We start from the raw sequence: 19,894 nt of genomic DNA, 5'->3' as shown, positions 1-19,894 counted from the left end.
CGCTCTTTTTTATTCAAACTCCAAATTTTTCGTTTTACAGGAATTCTAACGAGAAAACGTTAGTTCAAGAAGAAAAAGTAAGCAATCGATCAATAGACCGGTTGCTTTTTCTTTAAGCTACTCGGCAGGATAGAAGCCAGGAAAACCACTTGATGTATTAGAACAGATTGTATATTAATAAATATGGTAACAAAAAATTGAAAAATATGGGTAGGATTCAATCATGAAAATAAATATTGGTGTTATTTTTATTATTCCGGTAAAAGAAAATCGCTATGGTTATGGACAAGTAGTTGAGTTTGGAGCATTTTATCAAACAATAATTGCTTTTGATTTCATTACTCATGAAAAAGTATCAAATATCCAAGAAATATTAAGTAAGGAGATTGTTTTTTTATAAGAACGAACACTGCATATATAGAAAAAGGAAATTGGATTGTGCTGGGAAATGCTGAGTTGCCTGCCAACTTAAATATGCCTAAGTATTATATTCGAGATGGATTAGATGATTTTGAGGTAGTTACAGCCAGCGAGGAATTTGTTCGTATCGCGACGGAAGTGGATATGAATGCGTACTCAAATAACTCTACATTTACGCCAGGTTGGCTTGAGGATGCCCTGAATGACATGGTAGACGAACAAGATTGGGAAGAAGAATATGAGGATATAATGTATAAACCTATTGTACACCATTAATAAAACGGAAAAACGTTAGTTGAACATTACAGGGAGCCACTTGTTTTATACAAGTGGCTTTTTACACTTTAGTTCTATAAGAAAAAGCTACCTTAAGACAGGCCCAATCTTCAGCTGACGCACCCTGTTAGTTGACAGAGTTTTTGATGTGAATGAATGCGATGTCGCCACATACATGTATCTAACTTTAAAAAAAGGGTATTACACTTCAAGTTAATGAAATATATAACTCATGGGTTTGGTTCGATGGTGACTGTTCTCTTTAACTAGTTCTTGAACAATTAATACCCAGTGAATCTACTAATCAGGATAAGTATTTTTTAATTAGTAATCTCTATTTTATCGTTTTTATGAACGTTTTCTGTTCCAGCATCTAAAGCAGTCTGATAATACCAGCATTTATGCTCAATGAGTTCCAATGTTTTTTTCATCTCTTTCATCTGCGCTTCTACTCTTGCTTTTCTTTCTATAAACAAATCATATCTCTGTTGCAACGTAGAATCCCCTTCAGAACACCAATTAATAAAATTTTTGATTTCTTTAATAGGCATTCCGGTTGATTTGAGACATTCAATTATATTTAAAGCATTGATGTCCGATTCTTTAAACATTCGTGTTCCACTGACTGAACGTTTTACAAAAGGTATAAGTCCCTCTTTATCATAGTAACGCAAGGTATATACTGAAAGATTCAATTTTTTTGCGACCTCGCTGATAGAATATGTCTTCAACATTTATCTTCCTTTCATAGAGAGATGGACCTTGAGTTAACTCTAATAATGTGAAGGAATTTTATCATCGTATTTGTAGAATGTCAAAATCGTCTTAAAAAAAGGTAAAGAAAAATCAAAACAATACTTGACCTAGAGTTAACTCTAAGGGTTAGCATTGTTTAACAAGATGAGGTGAAGGAAATTCATCTGATTTTTCATTTAATTATTACAAAATTCTTAAAACCTATAGGAGGAATTCTTTATGATAATTGCTAAAGCACGAGCTGTTGATGGTCCAGATAAACCATTTCGAGTAGCTGAAATTAAACGACGTGATCTTGATTCCAATGATGTGCTCATTGAAATTAAATATGCAGGCATTTGCCATTCTGACATCCATACTGCTCACGGAGAATGGGGTCCAGTGAACTATCCACTCGTACCCGGACATGAGATTGCAGGGATTGTTACGGATATTGGTTCTAATGTTAAAAAACACAAGGTTGGTGATCGAGTAGGGGTTGGATGCATGGTTGATTCCTGCGGCGAATGTGAGAACTGCCGTAAAGGTGAAGAACAATACTGTCTAAAAGGAAATATCCAAACCTACGCCAGTGTTGACAAATACGGCGAACCCACTCAAGGAGGTTATTCTACCCATATTGTTGTACAGGAAGATTTCGTACTCAGAATTCCTGATGGTATAGGGCTTGACGCTGCAGCACCATTACTTTGTGCAGGTATTACAACATATTCTCCATTAAATCATTGGAAAGCCGGTGCAGGTCAAAAAGTAGCGGTTGTTGGTATGGGCGGGCTTGGTCATATGGCTGTCCAACTCGCACATGCTATGGGTGCAGATGTCACTGTTTTGTCGCAATCCTTGAAGAAAAAAGAAGATGGCTTACAACTAGGCGCAGACCATTACTATGCCACAAGCAATCCAGAAACTTTCGAAAAACTGGCTGGAACCTTTGACTTAATTATAAATACAGTAAGTGCAAAAATTAATCTGGATGCATATTTAGGACTTCTTTCACTTGATGGTACTCTCGTAAACGTTGGTGCTCCGGCTGAACCTTTGTCACTAAGCATAATAAATTTGATTGGTCATCGCCGTTCATTTGCAGGATCAATGATTGGAGGCATCCGTGAGACTCAAGAGATGTTGGACTTTTGTGCCGAACACAATATTGTTCCTAAAATCGAAGTTATTTCGGCTGATCAAATCGACAAGGCTTATGAACGCGTATTAGCCTCAGATGTAAAATACCGTTTCGTAATTGACATCAGTACAATGTGAAAAATTAAATAAGCGGTTGTTGCTCTTAATAAAAAAGGAGAATTAGCATGAACAAACCTTATGTAATCATACACACACATACGTCCATTGATGGCAATCTGGATATTATGGATTTGCGAGAATTTGAAGAAGCGAGTCGACAATATCAAGAACTTTCACTAGTCCCTGAAAAACAACAATTTGGAATACAAGGCTATCTGAACGGTAAAAAGACAACAGAAGACAACATGACTTTTTATAAGAAGCCGGAGTTGGATATAAATGCAGCTCCCGTTCCTGCAGGGGACTACGTCGCGGACCCTAATGCTCCAATGTATTATTTAACGATTGATACACGAGGAGAATTAGCCTTTGAAGATAATGTATTTAGCTATGGTAATGTGCCTTCTCACATTGTGGTTGTGTTAACGGAGCAAGTCTCAAACGCCTATAAAGATTTTCTCAGAAAGAAAAAGATATCCTATATTATTGCTGGGAAGGAACAGATTGAGTATGAAGTGATGTTGGACAAGTTCTACAATTTGTTTCGTATCAAGCGAATGATGGTTGGAGGAGGCGGAACAATCAACTGGTCTATGATTCAAAACGGACTAGTTGATGAAGTTAGTGTCATCTTGGCTCCTATCGCAAATGGCGACCCAGACGGCCATCGATTCTTCGTCGCGAAAGAACCGTTTTCCAGTATTAAAGAAACAGCTTTTAAACTTGAATCCATTAAAGAATTGGAACACGATACAATATGGATTCGCTATTCTGTAAAAAACCAGTAAAAATACGAAAATTGATTTAAACTGGGTTTACTTTATCAAATGTATGCGCGATTCAGGTGTCTCAGTTGAATCGCTTATCCGAATATGTAGCCCTGTTTCAACAGGGAACGAGAACGGTTTTATCTAGAAAAGAAATTCTTATCGATCAGCGAAACGAGTTGGCAAAAAAAATCGCAGTTATGCAGAACACACTAGCCAAACTCGATGATAACATCGATGGTTATGAAGAGAAGATGTTGAAATATCAGGACGAAAATCTCAAGCAATAAAAAGTTGTATTCGAAACTATAGACTCCAATATTACGAAAAGGGAGGCAAATACAATGAATAAAAAGAAGATTTTACACTTTGGAGTACTTGCAACAATTCTGACAACGACAGCATGCAGTCCACAGTCAGCAGCCCAGGAGGATACTCAGACACAGAGCGCTACAGCAACCAATTACGGTGCGATGACGGATGTTTCCATTCGTGTAGAACCAATTGAACTTACGGAAGAGTGGGATAAAGTATTTCCTCTCAGCGATGAGGTAAATCACAGAAAGGTGACTTTCGTCAACCATTTTGGAATAACAATTGCAGCCGACCTATATGAGCCAAAGAATTATGAAGGTAAGCTTCCTGCAATTGCTGTCAGTGGTCCATTTGGTGCTGTTAAGGAGCAGTCCTCTGGCCTTTATGCCCAGGAAATGGCGAAAAAAGGATTCTTAGCGATTGCTTTTGATCCTTCCTATACTGGGGAGAGTAGCGGATACCCAAGATACTTCAACTCACCTGACGTTAATGTCGAAGATTTCCAAAGTGCCATTGATTTTCTTTCCGTTCAGGAGAATGTTGATCCTGATCAAATCGGTATTATCGGTATCTGCGGATTTGGTGGTCACGCGCTTCAGACAGCCGCACTTGATACCAGAATTAAGGCGACAGCCATAATGACAATGTACGATATGAGTCGTGTTACGGCACTGGGATATAACGATTCTCTTGATGAGGAGGGGAGATATCAGGCTCGTGTCGATTATAATAATCAAAGAACAGAAGACTATACAAAGGGCAGCTATACCCTGGGAGGCGGAAATCCGGAGAAGGCACCGGATGATGCTCCACAGTTCATCAAAGACTATGTAGATTACTACAAGACGGAGCGTGGCTATCATACACGTTCTGTAAATTCAAATGGGGGATGGGCTTCGACAGCAGCAGGTTCCTTAATGAATATGCGTATACTGGAATATGCACCTGAGATCCGCAGCGATGTACTTGTTGTTCATGGTGGAGACGCCCATTCTTTATATTTTAGTCAAGATGCCTTTAAGCTTCTCAAAGGTGACAATAAGGAGCTAGACATTATTCCTGGTGCAAGCCACACGGATTTGTATGACCAAATAGATGTAATTCCGTTCGATAAACTGGAGACATTCTTTACGGATGCATTTGCAGATGAGTCATAAAAAACAGGAGAAACACTTCGAAATTCCATTACGTAATACAGAAATCCATGCCAACAACATAATAAATTAAGTAGGAGGGGGGCGACTGCCCCCACCCTCTCACACCATCGTACATACGCGTTCACATACGGCGGTTCCAAAAGGGTAACAAAGATCTAAACAACTTAAAAGAAGATTTTTCAATGTATTTTGAGTGTTGTCTAAGATTATGTTACTCATACCCTGGATATAAAAAATGTAGCATACGTAATCGTGATTCTAATAAGAAATTCAGAGTGATTATTCGAATAAAAGATTATCTATGAGGACGTTATATGACAAAAGAACACAAAAAATTAACTTTATTTGCTCTTACTTGGCCAATTTTTATTGAACTTATGCTAAACATGCTTATGGGAAATGCAGATACGCTTATGTTGAGTCAGTACTCTGATTCATCGGTTGCTGCTGTGGGTGTTTCTAATCAAATGATTTCCTTTGTCATTGTCATGTTTAGTTTTGTTGCCACAGGGTCTTCAATCCTTATCACACAAAATCTTGGTGCCCATATGGATTACGATGCAAAAAAAATTGCTGTAACATCAATAAGTTTAAATTTAGTTTTTTCGCTCCTTATTAGTATCGCATTGTATCTGTCTAGTAATTCCATCTTAACGCTAATGGATCTTCCTTTAGAACTAATGGATGAGGCATCTAGTTACCTTAATATTGTTGGTGGTTTCATATTTTTACAAGCATTGATTTCAACAGTGTCAGCAATACTAAGAAGCTACGGCTTTACAAAAGATACTATGTTCGTAGTTATAGGAATAAATGTTCTTAATGTAATTGGTAATTATTTTGCGATCTTTGGCCCATTCGGATTCCCTATTCTTGGTGTTGAAGGTGTAGCTTACACTACGGTTATATGTCGTCTACTTGGTTTTATAAGCCTAATCATTATTTTTGTGAATCGGATGGAAGTGACATTGCCATGGGCATCATTTTTTAAATACGATAAGAAAGATATTAAGAATCTATTAAATATAGGTGTACCAGCAGCCGGAGAAGAGCTATCATTTAGTGCCAGTCAAGTAATTATTACAATATTTGTAACCCAGTTAGGTACCGTTGCTATCACCACTAAAGTTTATGTGGAGAATCTGATGATGTTCATTTATGTATTTTCTATTGCAATCAGTCAGGGAACACAGATACTAATTGGGCATATGGTTGGTGCACAGGAATATGATACGGCATATAAAAGAGCTATTAAAAGTCTACAAATATCCATTTTTATCACTTTAATATCTGGTAGTATAATTTATCTCTCAAGTGATGCATTATTAGGGATTTTCACAGATGATGCTTCAATTCTTGAATTAGGTTCAGTACTTCTTTTGATGACAGTTATATTAGAACCAGGTCGTGCCTTTAATTTAAACTTAGTGTTTGCTTTACGCACAGCCGGGGATGTACGTTTTCCAGTGTATGTTGGTATAGCAACGATGTGGGGAATCAGTGTAGCATTTGCTTGGTTTTTTGCTATCTATCTTGAATTTGGTCTTATTGGTGTATGGATTGGTTTTATAGCTGACGAATGGATAAGGGGAATATTTATGTTAAATAGGTGGCGCTCAAAAGTTTGGATCAGCAAAAGCTTTGTAAATAATGACAATCCTTAGAATTTCGTAAAAAACGCACTGTTCAGTTCAGAGAACCTCTTTCCACGGTTTTTTTCGAAAACGTAACAAAGTGGTTTATAAGTCCAAAAGACGAAATGATCTAATTGCAAGAAGGGAGTCCGAGGGCTCATAGTACTGAGGAACTGCAGGACAACACAACCTGCAGGGGGGAAGGAGCCCTGCTTTGTTCATGTTTTTTAGGAGGTACGAATTAGTGAATGCCAAACGACTAGTGACACGAAACAAAGTATCGCCTAAAAACACTGAAGGTGGTTCTTATGAAATATATAAAAACAGTTTTTATTTTGATTATGATCATGATCATTTTGAGTATTTCTTTGGTATGGTATGTAAAGGGCGGTTCCTCAACTCTTATACCGTTAATGACGTCTGATGTTGATTCTATTAAGATAGAAAACGATATGTCCGTTGCAGAATCAAACATAGAAAGAGGAGGTGAGATTGTGACCACTTTGAATATTCAGATTGGAAGTGAAATCTTTACAGCCACTTTATATAACAATGCCTCAACTCAGTCGCTATTGGCACAAATGCCATTGACATTGAACATGAGCGATGTCAATAGAAATGAAAAATATGCTATTGTGCCAGTTCCTTTACCTACTGCCACTGAGCGGGTTAAAAATATCAATGCAGGCGATATCATGTTATATGGTTCTGATGGTTTGGTACTTTTCTACAAAACTTTTTCCACTACTTATAGCTATACACGCCTTGGATATATAGAGGATATTTCGAGATTAACTAATGCACTTAGCGACGGAAATACTGAAGTAACATTAAGCATTATTGAATGAACTTAAGTGGTGAAGAAGCCGGACAGAGTGTATAGAATCCCCTTAGCGACGTCATAAAAGCAGTAGGAATTTGCGGAGAAACGGTTTTTGCAGCCGACAAAGATAATCAAGATTGTGTTGTAGTTAGCGGTACTTATTAAGTAAAGAAGAGTGAAAGGGAGATAAGACATTAGGGCTGATGCTGGCAGCTCTCTGCGAACGAACCGCTGCTTCGTGCTGAAGCACCCCACTGGAGATCAAAAAAAGGCAGAGATTCTTAAATAGATGAGAATCTCTGCCCTTCTATTTTTTAAAATGACGAAACAATCAATAAAGAGCGAATTCAGCTACTTTTGTTACTCCACGGGCTGATAAGAAACCTCTCTGTATAAGTCAAACCCCGCCAATATCTGGTTATATCCGTACACAACTTCACCTTCATCTACCCTTCCGGAAGCAACTAAGCATGAGGCAGAGGCCCGGCATATCTTATAGAGATTGTTCTCTTCATCTTCTTTTCTGATTTGCTCAATAAGCTCAAATTCATCAGGACTCATGTAGTAGAAAGCGATCATTACATCCTCTATCCCTTTTTGCAGCAAGCTTCTCTGGATTAGGTCAATGTTTTTTGCCTCAGCCATTTTATCTATGCTCTTCGTTTGCTTCACATATACGTTAACAAGAGCAGAATAATCATAATCCCCGGTTAATGTAGCGGGAGTGTATTTAGTATCCGGCATATTTCCCCAGGCCCCATTATCATATCCGGCGTCGATTTTAATGTCCCTGCCCAAAATGGGAGATATGAGCTCCGATAATTCGCTTTTCAATTTCCCTGCCATAAGGTGATTTATGTAGTCATCCTCAATGATGTCCTTTTCTTCCCAATACTCTACCTTAAACGTTTCTTCGGGCGCATCTACCGGATAAGCCTGTGTTTCAAAGCCCACTACATTTCCAGTGAGTTTTCCAGGAACATGTATAAAGAGATCATCAGCTGTTTCCACTGCAAATTCCTTTTCATACTTTTCCGCCAGGTGTTTTTCAATTTTCGCGGTTGCTGCTTTTTTTTCTGATGTCGAATGTCTGTCACAGGCTGTTAATGCTACTGTTAATATCAATGTGAATACAGCCAGAAACCAAATCCTCCGGTTCAAAATCATCCCTCCGCGTATTCGTTATCCGATGTGCTCGAAAATACAGTCAAGTTATAAGGTCTATCTTTTACCATTATATACCACATCTTCGATGAATTCACAGCACTCAGTAATCTATACATGAATTCGCAGGATTTCTCCTTCCCCCCCCTTTATCGCGCCTTTAAATTCTAAAAACTAGATAATCAACAGACTTGAATATTTTTGATATAAAATACCTTGAGAGATACGAGGATGAAAATAAACGTAGTTATTATGACCACAGCGCTTCGCTCCACTCCATAAATCCATTACCATATGAGGTTCTGGATTTTTTGCTCTTTAAGGTCTTTTAGCTATAGTTAAAACCTATGACTAATGATGCATTTTTCATATAACACGCATTCTTTTCGATCATGCTATACTCAGTAGACTAAAAAGTTATAAGGAGAAATAATCTATGATACCATTCCGTAATGATCATGTAGGTAGCTTTCTACGTCCTCCAAACTTAAGTCAGGCACGTGAACAATATAAAGCAGGCAACATTACATATGAGGAATTAAGAGCTGTGGAAGATAAAGAGATTATTCGAATTATTGAAAAGCAAAAAGAAAATGGCGTATTCGCAGTTACTGATGGTGAATTCCGTAGAAGCTGGTGGCATTTTGATTTTCTAGGCGGCTTGGATGGCGTAGAGTTATATGAGCAAATAGACGGACCTAAATTCCATAATATGCAAACTCGCAAGGGTGGAATTCGTGTTGTTGGTAAAGTTGATTTCTCAAGTCATGCTTTTGTGGGGCATTTTGAGTTTTTGAAAAAGCATGCAGGTGACGCAGTAGCGAAGCAGACAATTCCAAGTCCCAACATGCTTATATATCGCTTGGAGAATGGCGCCAATATTTATAATGATCGAGAGCAATTCCTTCAAGATACCATTGCGGCGTATCAAAAAGCAATTCAAGCCTTCTATGATGCGGGATGTCGATACCTGCAATTAGATGATACAGCTTGGGCAGACCTATTCTCAGAAGCTGGTCACGATAAGCTACGTGCTAAAGGTTTGGAACCGGCGGAAGAGTTGAAAACGATGCAACGGATGATTAATGAATCCTTGTCTCATAAACTGGAAGATTTAGTTGTGACCATGCATATTTGTCGTGGTAACTATAAATCCAACTATTTTTCAACTGGTGGTTATGATTACGCTTCTGAAGTGATATTTGGAGGCTTAAACGTAGATGGATTATTTTTAGAATTTGATGATGAGCGCTCAGGTGGTTTCGAGCCATTAAAATATGTGAATCGAAAAGATTTGAAAATCGTGCTTGGTTTACTCACATCGAAGTCAGGAGAGTTAGAGAATAAAGAACAAATTAAAGCCCGGATTGCAGAAGCTGCAACCTATGTACCACTTGAGCAACTTTGTTTGAGCCCACAATGCGGTTTTTCGTCTACAGAAGAAGGCAATATTTTAAGTGAAGAACAACAATGGCGTAAACTTAGTTATGTTAAGGAAATTGCAGATGAAGTTTGGAATTAATAAATATCAAAATAAAGGGGATTTAAAATGACAATTCAAGCAGACAAAGAGACAATTATAGTTGAAGCCTTCATTAATGGTCAAAATGTAAAATCCCTTTCACAGTTAGCAAAAGAGAATCCGACAAACCCAACTGAAATCGTAGGCTATTTCCCAGTCACTACGAAAGAACAAGCGGTTGAAGCGATTGAAGCGGCGGCAGGGGCCTTTAAAACATGGAAACATACCTCCATTGATGAACGCATTATTATGATGCGCAGGGCGATAGAGAAGATTAGAGCAGCTGAGAATGAAATTGTTCATTTGCTCTCTAGAGAGCATGGCAAGCCCCTATATGATGCACACGGTGAAATTTATGTTTCGTTAATGTGGATGGAGTTTGCTTGTAATGAAGCCAAATCGGCTCTACAGGAAGAGATCAAAGAGCATGAGAATGGTAAAACTATTCTTTCCCATGATCCAATTGGTGTGGTGGCAGCGATTAGTCCATGGAACTATCCCATTGCTTTATCCACGATTAAGATCGCTCCCGCCTTACTTGCGGGCAACACGATTTTGCTCAAACCAAGTCCATTTGCGCCACTGGCAGCGGCAAAGGTGGCAGAGATTATTGCGAGTGAGTTCCCTGCTGGTGTAATCAATATCGTTCATGGTGATGCGGATGTGGGCGTTGAACTGACTAGTAATCCTCTTGTTACTAAAATCGCCTTTACAGGTGGAACCGCAACAGCTAAGCATATTATAAAGGCTGCTGCGGAAACGATTAAGGATATGACGCTTGAGCTTGGTGGTAATGATGCGGCTATCTTCTTGGAAAGCTTTGATGTTCATGATGAGCGAGCAATGCGTCGGATTGTCATTTCTAATTTCTTGACAGCAGGCCAAATCTGTATGATCGCCAAACGTATATATGTACACCGTTCTATTTATGATGATTTTGTTGAAAAATATATAGAGGCGGCAAATCGCTGGATTCGAATTGGCGATCCATTTGATTCAAATACGACGGTAGGTCCGGTTAATAACCTGAAGCAGAAAAATTATGTGCAAGGGTTGGTGGAAGATGCGCAAAAGCGCGGGGCTAAAGTCATCCATCTCGGTCAAATTCTTGATCAGAAGCTGTTTGAACAAGGTTACTACCTACAACCTACGCTTGTTTTGGGTTGCGATTATCATGATCCGATTGTAGTGGAGGAACAGTTTGGTCCTACGGTTCCGATTCTGCCATTTGACGATGAAGAGCAGGTTATTAATTTACACAATGAAAGCATATATGGATTGACGAGCTCTGTGTGGGGGAAAGAAGAGGATGCCATCTCAGTCGCACGTCAACTCGAAGCTGGAACGACAATGATCAATACAGCTGCTGTACAAGGGCTCGATGTTCGGTTCCCTTTCGGTGGCTTCAAACAATCTGGTATTGGACGTGAATACGGCGTGGAAGGCATTCGCACTTATACGGAAAGTCATGTTATCAACGTTCCGAAGACACTGGATCTTCCTTATATACCAGAATAAATCTTATAGCACACAACTTCGACATCGTACAGGGGATGTACTTGTGAAATTAAATTTAGGCTCTACATTTGCGCTTTTGTTTACTGATTTTTAAGAATCAGTAGACACGGCGCTTTTTTATTAGACAGATTGTCAATCCAAGTGCGGCACCTAGTTCAAAATAAAAAATGGCCCATGGACGGATTCGTGTAAAATGAAGGTTCCTACACCACATTCACACAAGAAGAATTCACCATAAGCTACACACATTTTAGCATAATTGAACGCAGTAAACTAGAAGCATTACATCAACTGGGGCTGTCTGCCCGAGCTCTTGCTCGTAAATTGAAACGACATCACTCCACGATTAGTAGGAAACTCAAGAAAATCAGAGCCCGGATGGTTACCTGACGACAGCATCAGAACAGCGGTACCAACACTTTCGCCAGGATCGTTTAATATTAATAATTCAAGGTAGGCAGCCCCTGCGAAGACAGCAATAGTATTGCTGATAGGGTAGAGTTGACTTGCAAACATACGTAAAGTAATAATTGGTTCCGCAGCTCATTTTTTATCGGGGGACAAGGCATAGTCCCATTGAAAGTCGCTATTGTAGCGGCTTTTTTGTTATGGCTTTAGCCAGTGAGTGCGAAAACGCGCGAAACAAAGAACCCGTGTCAGCACACGGGTTCTTCTCATTACATAATAGGTTAGTTAAATTATCCTTGCACACACTTGCGTAGTGTCTCCACAATCGATGCACGAATATCATCTTCGTTAAATTTTAAAATCGGCATCGTATCCTCTGGATCAAGATATGCATCCCGGTCTTGAGCAGCTACAGCCACACGCATATGAATACCGTGCTCTTTGCCGGCTTCAGCAGTTGCTGCATCCAATTGCTCCATAGCAGGCTTTATTTGCTCTAGAGGCACCACCGTTATGGTAGTGTCTGTCTGTCCCAGGGCATCCGCCACCATTTGGTAAAACTCGCTATGTTTCATATTCAACCCACAGATGGCATATTTGCCACGATGAACTCCATTCTCCATCGCTCCGATAGTCGCTTCCGCCACTTGCTGGGCAGTTACCATCGCTGTCCCCCCACCAAGAACCCGAACAACCTTCTGATCTTTAACCCGATCCACGAACATTGTCCAAAGTGGCATTCGCCCTGGCATCACGCCGAAAATATAAGGCAAACGGAGCGTTGTAACGTCCATCGCACCTTCACCTTCCATACATGCTACCTCTTCTTGCAACAGACGAGTGCGCGGATAAGCGTTATCCTTCAGCGGAAGATCTGTCCATACTTCGGCAAAGTGAGAAAAGTACGAACCGTACAATACGAATTTTTTCACACCTGCTTGCTTCGCTAACCGGGCAAGGCGCTGTGTAGGCAGTACATTCGCTTCATAGAAAAATTTTACCGCCGGGGCATCTGGTACAACACGTTCATCCGCTCCTGCGGCATATATGAATCCATCCACGTCTTTCAGCAAGTCTAGAATTTCTTCATCTGTCATCTCATTAATATTTCCTAACAAGCACTCTACTTCATTAGGTAAGAGATCTTCCGTCGGCATGGGAGGCAGTGATACGGTGGATACTCTATATCCGCGTTTCAATAATTCTTTTATCGTAAAATAACCTAAAAATCCAGTTCCACCTAATACGAATACTTTTTTCACGGAGACCATCTCCTATACAGGTTAGTTAAGGAAACACCACTTTTCTAATATTTTCCTCAAATTCATCATATCTTATTTTCCAACTAAAATGAGAGTTATATGAGAAGCTTATTTGTATAATATTTAACAAAGTTAGTATTATGAAGCTTTGAAAGAGGAAGAAAGAGAAAAACTACCAAGATACGTAAAAATTATAGACATAATCGTGGGTATGATTTTTGTTCTAATGGATACGACGTAGATCAAAAAAAGTAACGATAGAGGCTACACGACTGAGGCTGTTCGGTTAGTCGTTGACTATTTGGCTTTCAAAAAGAAGACATTGCACGACAGAGTGTACATATTAATGGAAAATGGAATTCCATCAGACAGAAAGCCGTGTTTCACAGCATTATTAAAGTGAAAAACCGATAAAAAATATAAGAGAAAACGAATGTCAAAACAAACGATACAAGAGATAATTTTCGATTACTATTCCATGTTCGAAATCCGTTAGCCACATATAAAATAATCAGAGAAAAGAGAATTAGTAAGATGTTTTTCCAAAACAGCAAATTTAAAAGTACAGTTAAGGCAGCCAAACACCATATAACTGTAAACCATAGTGGATACTTCAATAAATATTTTCTAAGCATGTGCTCCTCCTGAAAGTTCCCAATGTAATTATTGACCTTTATTATTCGTCACTCCTTGATTAATACCTTTATCATAGGATTAAGGTTAGTTTAAATAGATTTGAAAAACAGACTCAGATAGGAGATGAAATTGACTGTGACATTGTTTTACTATATTGCTGCAAGCCATGAGCTACCGACAGGTTCGTTCGGCCAGAAAAAAACAGTGATGACGATTCATGATTATATTAAAAATGTGAATCCAGCTGCTAAGGATCAACTCTTTATGCAATCACTACTGGAAAAACACCCGAAAGGGGATAAACTTATGGAAGTCTACGATACGGAAGAGGATGCAGCGGGATTATATATAACCGGTCCCTTAAACAGACAATCCTCACATTTTCTCCGCTATCCATTCGTTTACCAGGTTGACCCCGAAGGTGGTTCTTTCAGAATCAATAACGAGATTAAATATTCTCACCCTATTTTATACCAAGCAAGCAAAAAATGCTTAGTAGAGCTTTTCAATTATTTAGTCAGCAATATGGAAATAGGTGAGGATTTAGAGCTGTATTGCTGTTGGTCGCATGGACAGAAGAGATTTTCGGATGCTCCTAACAAAGAACTCGATCTCGTGATTGACCTAGCCACATTTCAATTGGGGAATGAGTTCGAGTGGAAAGAACGTCAGTATATATGCGTTAAGAAGTGAATCAATGTACAGTTAACTATTAAGCGAACGGAAAAAAGACAGCTTAACACAGCAGGGAGCGGCTTGCCAGTTGGCAACTGCTCCCTTTTCTTATGCAAACGGAGTGATTGGAAGAACATTCCTTTAATTTTAGCGTTCAATATATAAGTGTTAATAACGTCGTATCAATGAAAGGTAGATCCTTATGAAAAAAGTGATATGTTTGTTGGGGTTGAGTTTATTCCTCATATTATCTGGTTGTACAGATAACGGATACCAATCAATTGAGGCAACTATACGAAGTGAAGGAATTCAAAATAAACAGATTTTTTATAAGGAAGAACTGAATAATAGCAGTATTTTAATATATGAAAATCCTAATGGAGGGGTAGATGCTGGAATTGTTTATAAAGTCGGGAACAAATATAAATGGAGCTTTGGAGGGGGCGTGTCGCTTCTTTCTAACGAAACAGATGTTACTTGGAGTTGGATTAACATGAATGCTAAGGAAGAGGAAAAGCAGTATCAGTTTTACATTGGCATAGTAAAAGAACAGTCGATATCCAGAATCCATATCAAAAGCTTAGGAATGAGTAAAAATATTGATAAATATGCTGAAATAGTCGAACTAAGTGATGGAACTAAACTATGGTTTGCATTACAAGATGAATATAGTAACGTTCAATCTGGATTTATCTTGAATGGTTTTGATAAAGACGGTAAACGTATATTTCATTATGAAGCTGAGCAATCCATTAATTAAGCTCCCTCGAAATGATTTAAATACCTCACTCAGGCTCATGAATTCGCAGGATTTCTCCTTAGTCAAAGTGAGAAAAATGAAAGATTAGGAGAAGCAGGTGGCCGAGACGACGTAAAAGGGCATAGGAAAACAGAGGTATTTGTTGAATACCCATAACATTCTATATATGCACGTCTCCACTTCGCCTTAGCGATTCTCACTCCCATGTCTCAATGGGTCATAGCCCTTTCATTCCTTCGTCACATCTAACTAAGGAGTGGAGGTCGGTCTTTCTAACGAAACGGGTCTTATGCCCTTTTGCTTAATGTCTCCCGATACTCCGTGCTATTTTAATCCTGCGAATGCATGAACCGGTGAGGAACAACTGGTTTTATGCTGCTTGTAAGAAAATTCTAGTTGAGTCGTAAGTATTGCCATTTTTAGCAAGAGAGACAAGCATACGTGCAACTTTCCCAATCAATTTCATAATCGATTTCATCTAGCGAGTAGGATAGCGTACGAAATGTACGAAACTTTTCTCGATGAATAATAAGTTTTGCTCAGGTAACCTTAATAGAAACATAGATCTTTTATAAGATTTAATAGGCTAACCCTATTTAACCGTTATAAGTATCAAGCACAGTACTGGCTGATTTTTCAACTCAATCAATAAGCCATTGTTAAATAGAGCGTAGTGTCCTGTAATATTATAAAACATTAAAATTAATGGACCTAAGCCCCTGGCTTAGGTCCATTTTTATAAGCTGTTTGTGAGGGATTGTAGAAATAGTATAACTATTATTCTTTATCTCCTAAATTGTCACTTAGTTTGTGAGTATATTTATCAGAAAACATGATTTTTAACATTGGTGGCGTAACGAGTGTAGTGACAATTACCATAATAATAACAGAAGTGTAGTAATGGGGATCAAGTAACCCTCCAGCAAGTCCTGTGCCGGCGATAATAAGAGCCACCTCACCGCGTGAAATCATACCTGTTCCAATGGCCATAGAGGAATGAAAATTGTACCCAGTCATTTTTGCACCAAGTGCACCGCCTACAAGTTTTGTTGAAATTGCTACCAGACTTAGAACGATAATAAACCAGATTTGAGAGCCAACACCTTCAAAATCAACATTTAGTCCGATACTAACAAAAAATACGGGAACGAACAGGCCATATGCAATGGGCTCGAGTTTTGATTCAACGGTGTGCTTGAAAGGTGTTTGTGAAATTGCGATTCCAGCTGCAAAGGAACCGATAATGCCAGCAACACCTAACCACTCTGCAAAATAAGAGAATGTAAGAGCAATAATGATTCCACCCGAGATGACAGTTTCAGCGATCTTCAGCTTACTAAGCCATTTCATAACAAGAGGAACTACCCAAATTGAAGCAGCAATGATAATAACAAAGAACAGTACTTTCTTCCCTATAAGGGAACCTATACTAACAGACTCTCCTGTACCGAGTAAACTCAACATGACAGCCAGCAGTACTACCACAAGAATATCATCAACAACGGCAGCTCCTAGAATAGTTGTACCTTCCCGGGAACTTAGTTTATTCATTTCTTTTAAGGTTTGAACTGAAATACTTACAGAGGTTGCACAAAGAAGCAGTCCCAGAAATAGTGCATGACTTTGTTCTAATCCGAATGAAAGAGCTGCGCTGTAGCCTCCAGCAAAAGGGATAATAACTCCGCCTATAGCTACAGCAAGAGCGGATTTCCAGTTTTTTCGGAGCGTATCTAAATCCGTTTCTAATCCAGCTATAAACATGAGAATGAGAACGCCTATTTCAGAGAACTCATGAATAAATGAGGTTTGATAAACCCAACCGAGAACAGCTGGGCCTAGAATAACACCGGCTAGTAGCTCCCCAAGAACGGATGGCTGCCCAAGTTTGACGGATAAATGTCCAGCTAGTTTAGTGAAAATAAGGATCAGTACCAGATGCAAGATAAATTCCATTAAATTTCTCCCTTCGTTTTTAAAACCTAAGATTTTAGATAGTAGAGTTTAAACATACATATCAACACATAAAAAAGGTGTATTTACGAAAAACCTCCGTAAATACACCTAAACAAAACGGAGGAACCCCTTGTGTGGCAGGCTCCTCCGGTGAATCATCATATTTGTATGTGCTTAGTCAGTACTTAAACTCAATAATGGAAGTATATCATTTCTTAATGTGATTTAATACTGTTATTAAAAAAAATACGGATATATTTAATGAACCAGAAGCGAAGGAATAGGCAATTGCATAGGATAATGTTAATCAAAGATAAGAAATCATGTGAGGAGAATGGATATGTATCATAAGCCGTGTTGTTATTATCACTGCTATAATCCTATGCATAACTACTGGAATCAAAATGTAAACCATAATTGGAACGGTTATTACAGTAGGAATAACTATACTGGGAACTTTACATTGATGGATTATGGGAAACAACCATATGTCGTAAATATTGAACAAGCCACTAAACAAAACAATACTTACCGAACAGCTATCTGGACAGGAAAACACTTTCAAGTGACCTTAATGAGTATTGATGTAGGAGATGATATTGGTTTAGAAGTTCATCCGACAACAGATCAATTCTTACGTATTGAAGAAGGTCAGGGATTTGTTCAAATGGGTGATAGCAAAGATCAATTAGATTTTCAAGAAATGGTTAGAGATGATTATGCAATCATGGTACCTGCAGGGAAATGGCACAATATTACGAATACGGGCAATACACCACTTAAACTATACGTGATTTATGCTCCTCCTGAACATCCATTTGGTACTGTCCATCAAACAAAAGCAGCAGCCATGTCTGCTGATTAATTAAAGGCCTGGCTGTTCATCAACAGACCTTTTTATCATAATTTTTTGTAACGTTTTATTGTCCATAATAGAATAGATATTACCTTGTCTTCGGTTTCAACAATTAAAGTATTTGAATCATCTGATATCCTGCATTTACCCTTAATTAATTCCCCGCTGACGAGACGGATGCTAATTAGCGATTGAGTTTTAACTAATTGTATCGTTGGTAATATTCAATGTACTGTCCTTTCTTAAAGGGTAATCATTTATAAAAAGGAATATCCAATGATTTATAATTTGAAACAGCATAAATGTTTTTAAGCTATATTTCGATAAATTATTTGGTGCTTTATAAACTTTAGGTCAATAGGTAAACTTGACCTACTGCTTTACCGTTATCAGGGGAAAATTTAATGTTACAGTTTGCTAGATATTTCAAAGAACCTTGGAATTAATGTCAAGGTTTTTTGAAATGTCTAGTTCTAGGAGTATTGAAAGTGAAAATACGAGAAAGTAATTCCAGTTACCAGCATCCTTGGATACGTTTAATAGCTCAAGCAGGAGGGAGTAATCTACTTACTAAATTTATTTATCCAGTATTTCGCTCCAGTCATGAACTGAGGAACCTTCTAAAAACCTTTCACAGTCCATTGCAGCCATACATCCGGAACCTGCTGCCGTAATCGCTTGACGGTACTTGGAGTCTTGTACGTCACCGCAGGCAAACACGCCGGGGATATTGGTTTCCGTCGTCCCTGGTTTAACAACAATGTATCCAAGAGGGTCGGTAGTGATCTGATCACCTAAAAATGAGGTGTTTGGAGTATGTCCTATAGCTATAAATAAACCGTCAGCCTCTATTATTTCATCTTGTCCGGTTTCATTATTAAGGACCTTTAATCCTTGAATTCCCATGTCTTTGGGAAGCACTTCAATCGGTGTTCGATTTAAAGCAAACGTGATTTTTGAATTCAATTTTGCGCGGTCCTGCATAATTTTAGATGCTCTTAATTCTTCCCGGCGATGGACCAGCACGACTTCAGAAGCAAACCGAGTTAAGAAGTTAGCTTCTTCCATAGCAGAGTCACCACCGCCTATAACGATAATTTTCTTATTGCGGAAAAAGAATCCGTCGCAAGTAGCGCAGGTACTCACGCCTCGGCCTACGTATTCTTGTTCATTAGGTATATCAAGATATCTAGCTGACGCTCCAGTGGAGACAATAACGGATTCTGCCTCAATCTCACCTTGTCCATCAATCTTGATTTTGAATGGTCGTTTGCTAAAGTCCACTTCACTTACGTATCCGGATTTGAATTGAGCACCAAAACGTTCTGCTTGTTTTCGCATGTTATCCATAAGTTCCGGTCCTATAATTCCATCAGGGAATCCTGGGAAGTTTTCAATTTCGGTCGTAGTGGTTAGCTGTCCGCCAGGCTGAAGTCCTTCAATAACAAGTGGATTCATATTGGAACGAGCCAAATAAATGGCCGCTGTGTAGCCAGCAGGACCTGTTCCAATAATAACTGATTTATACATAAAGAATCCTCCTTATAGGTCAAATTAGATTAACATTTCGTTTGACTGGTTGTACTATTCGGTTTTGTGAAGATACAGCACAATTCCGGAGATAAGATTTTGTTGACTTCATTTTCATTTATCCGGTAGTAACTCCATGTACCTCTTGTTTCTTTCTGTATAAAACCGGCATCATGAAGGATCTTAAGGTGATAGGAGAGTTTGGACTGAGGTATATCCA

Annotated in this window: 19 protein-coding genes and 1 pseudogene; 14 read left to right on the top strand and 6 right to left on the bottom strand. The window is 38.7% G+C overall.

The window, feature by feature from the left end; all coding sequences use genetic code 11:
- The first annotated feature begins 223 nt into the window (after positions 1–223).
- On the top strand, positions 224–400 hold the full coding sequence (locus tag GQY27_RS20255; protein WP_160037072.1) for a hypothetical protein: 177 nt from the start codon (positions 224–226) through the stop codon (positions 398–400).
- A 38-nt stretch (positions 401–438) separates the two neighbouring features.
- The gene (locus GQY27_RS20250) at positions 439–696 is read left to right on the top strand and encodes a hypothetical protein (protein ID WP_160037071.1); all 258 of its coding nucleotides are present in this window, start codon (positions 439–441) and stop codon (positions 694–696) included.
- A gap of 320 nt (positions 697–1,016) precedes the next feature.
- Here GQY27_RS20250 and GQY27_RS20245 read toward each other — a convergent pair whose 3' ends face one another.
- Positions 1,017–1,427 carry a MerR family transcriptional regulator gene (locus GQY27_RS20245; protein WP_160037074.1) on the bottom strand — a complete coding sequence of 137 codons (411 nt, stop codon included), beginning with the start codon at positions 1,425–1,427 and terminating at the stop codon, positions 1,017–1,019.
- A gap of 244 nt (positions 1,428–1,671) precedes the next feature.
- On the opposite strand from GQY27_RS20245, the gene GQY27_RS20240 reads away from it, so the two are divergent.
- The 6 genes from GQY27_RS20240 (at position 1,672) to GQY27_RS20215 (ending at position 7,415) form a co-directional block, all read left to right on the top strand.
- Positions 1,672–2,712 carry an NAD(P)-dependent alcohol dehydrogenase gene (locus GQY27_RS20240; protein ID WP_160037070.1) on the top strand — a complete coding sequence of 347 codons (1,041 nt, stop codon included), beginning with the start codon at positions 1,672–1,674 and terminating at the stop codon, positions 2,710–2,712.
- 47 nt (positions 2,713–2,759) lie between these two features.
- Positions 2,760–3,482 (top strand): dihydrofolate reductase family protein, encoded by a 723-nt coding sequence (locus tag GQY27_RS20235; RefSeq protein ID WP_160037069.1) that lies wholly within the window; start codon positions 2,760–2,762, stop codon positions 3,480–3,482.
- A gap of 65 nt (positions 3,483–3,547) precedes the next feature.
- The gene (locus tag GQY27_RS20230; protein WP_160037068.1) at positions 3,548–3,751 is read left to right on the top strand and encodes a MerR family transcriptional regulator; all 204 of its coding nucleotides are present in this window, start codon (positions 3,548–3,550) and stop codon (positions 3,749–3,751) included.
- 54 nt (positions 3,752–3,805) lie between these two features.
- Positions 3,806–4,933 (top strand): alpha/beta hydrolase, encoded by a 1,128-nt coding sequence (locus GQY27_RS20225; RefSeq protein ID WP_160037067.1) that lies wholly within the window; start codon positions 3,806–3,808, stop codon positions 4,931–4,933.
- 314 nt (positions 4,934–5,247) lie between these two features.
- Complete coding sequence (locus GQY27_RS20220; protein ID WP_160037066.1) at positions 5,248–6,597, top strand: MATE family efflux transporter; 1,350 nt, start codon at positions 5,248–5,250, stop codon at positions 6,595–6,597.
- Positions 6,598–6,875: 278 nt separating this feature from the next.
- Entirely contained in the window at positions 6,876–7,415 is a 540-nt protein-coding gene (locus GQY27_RS20215; protein WP_201450767.1) for a cyclophilin-like fold protein, read from the top strand.
- A 335-nt stretch (positions 7,416–7,750) separates the two neighbouring features.
- Here the strand turns inward: GQY27_RS20215 and GQY27_RS20210 are convergent, their stop codons facing one another.
- Positions 7,751–8,557, bottom strand: coding sequence for a hypothetical protein (locus tag GQY27_RS20210; RefSeq protein WP_160037065.1), 807 nt, complete (start codon positions 8,555–8,557; stop codon positions 7,751–7,753).
- Between the two features lie 433 nt (positions 8,558–8,990).
- On the opposite strand from GQY27_RS20210, the gene GQY27_RS20205 reads away from it, so the two are divergent.
- From GQY27_RS20205 to GQY27_RS22025, 3 genes and pseudogenes are all read left to right on the top strand, one after another.
- A complete protein-coding gene (locus tag GQY27_RS20205; RefSeq protein ID WP_160037064.1) occupies positions 8,991–10,076 on the top strand; it encodes a 5-methyltetrahydropteroyltriglutamate--homocysteine S-methyltransferase in 1,086 nt (361 codons plus the stop codon).
- A gap of 27 nt (positions 10,077–10,103) precedes the next feature.
- Positions 10,104–11,594, top strand: a complete 1,491-nt coding sequence (locus GQY27_RS20200) for an aldehyde dehydrogenase family protein (RefSeq protein WP_160037063.1) — start codon at positions 10,104–10,106, stop codon at positions 11,592–11,594.
- Positions 11,595–11,828: 234 nt separating this feature from the next.
- Positions 11,829–11,960, top strand: a pseudogene (locus GQY27_RS22025) (helix-turn-helix domain-containing protein); the annotation flags it as partial.
- A 332-nt stretch (positions 11,961–12,292) separates the two neighbouring features.
- On the opposite strand, the gene GQY27_RS20190 reads toward GQY27_RS22025, so the two are convergent.
- Complete coding sequence (locus GQY27_RS20190; RefSeq protein ID WP_160037062.1) at positions 12,293–13,273, bottom strand: NAD-dependent epimerase/dehydratase family protein; 981 nt, start codon at positions 13,271–13,273, stop codon at positions 12,293–12,295.
- Between the two features lie 762 nt (positions 13,274–14,035).
- On the opposite strand from GQY27_RS20190, the gene GQY27_RS20185 reads away from it, so the two are divergent.
- Together GQY27_RS20185 and GQY27_RS20180 are read left to right on the top strand one after the other, a co-directional pair.
- Positions 14,036–14,593 (top strand): hypothetical protein, encoded by a 558-nt coding sequence (locus GQY27_RS20185; protein ID WP_160037061.1) that lies wholly within the window; start codon positions 14,036–14,038, stop codon positions 14,591–14,593.
- 184 nt (positions 14,594–14,777) lie between these two features.
- Positions 14,778–15,335: a hypothetical protein gene (locus GQY27_RS20180; protein WP_160037060.1), complete on the top strand. Its 558-nt coding sequence runs from the start codon at positions 14,778–14,780 to the stop codon at positions 15,333–15,335.
- A 777-nt stretch (positions 15,336–16,112) separates the two neighbouring features.
- Here the strand turns inward: GQY27_RS20180 and GQY27_RS20175 are convergent.
- Positions 16,113–17,288, bottom strand: a complete 1,176-nt coding sequence (locus GQY27_RS20175) for a cation:proton antiporter (protein ID WP_160037059.1) — start codon at positions 17,286–17,288, stop codon at positions 16,113–16,115.
- Positions 17,289–17,628: 340 nt separating this feature from the next.
- On the opposite strand from GQY27_RS20175, the gene GQY27_RS20170 reads away from it, so the two are divergent.
- Positions 17,629–18,153 (top strand): cupin domain-containing protein, encoded by a 525-nt coding sequence (locus tag GQY27_RS20170; protein WP_160037058.1) that lies wholly within the window; start codon positions 17,629–17,631, stop codon positions 18,151–18,153.
- Positions 18,154–18,720: 567 nt separating this feature from the next.
- Here the strand turns inward: GQY27_RS20170 and trxB are convergent.
- Both trxB and GQY27_RS20160 read right to left on the bottom strand, forming a co-directional pair.
- A complete protein-coding gene (gene trxB / locus GQY27_RS20165; RefSeq protein WP_160037057.1) occupies positions 18,721–19,674 on the bottom strand; it encodes a thioredoxin-disulfide reductase in 954 nt (317 codons plus the stop codon).
- A gap of 29 nt (positions 19,675–19,703) precedes the next feature.
- A partial coding sequence (locus GQY27_RS20160) for an ArsR/SmtB family transcription factor (RefSeq protein WP_160037056.1) occupies positions 19,704–19,894 on the bottom strand: 191 nt, incomplete at its 5' end.

The sequence above is a fragment of the Paenibacillus sp. An7 genome (assembly GCF_009870785.1).
Taxonomy (GTDB): Bacteria; Bacillota; Bacilli; order Paenibacillales; family Paenibacillaceae; genus Paenibacillus.
Note: the sequence above shows the minus strand (reverse complement) of the source record. Positions and strands in the feature narration are given on the sequence as shown.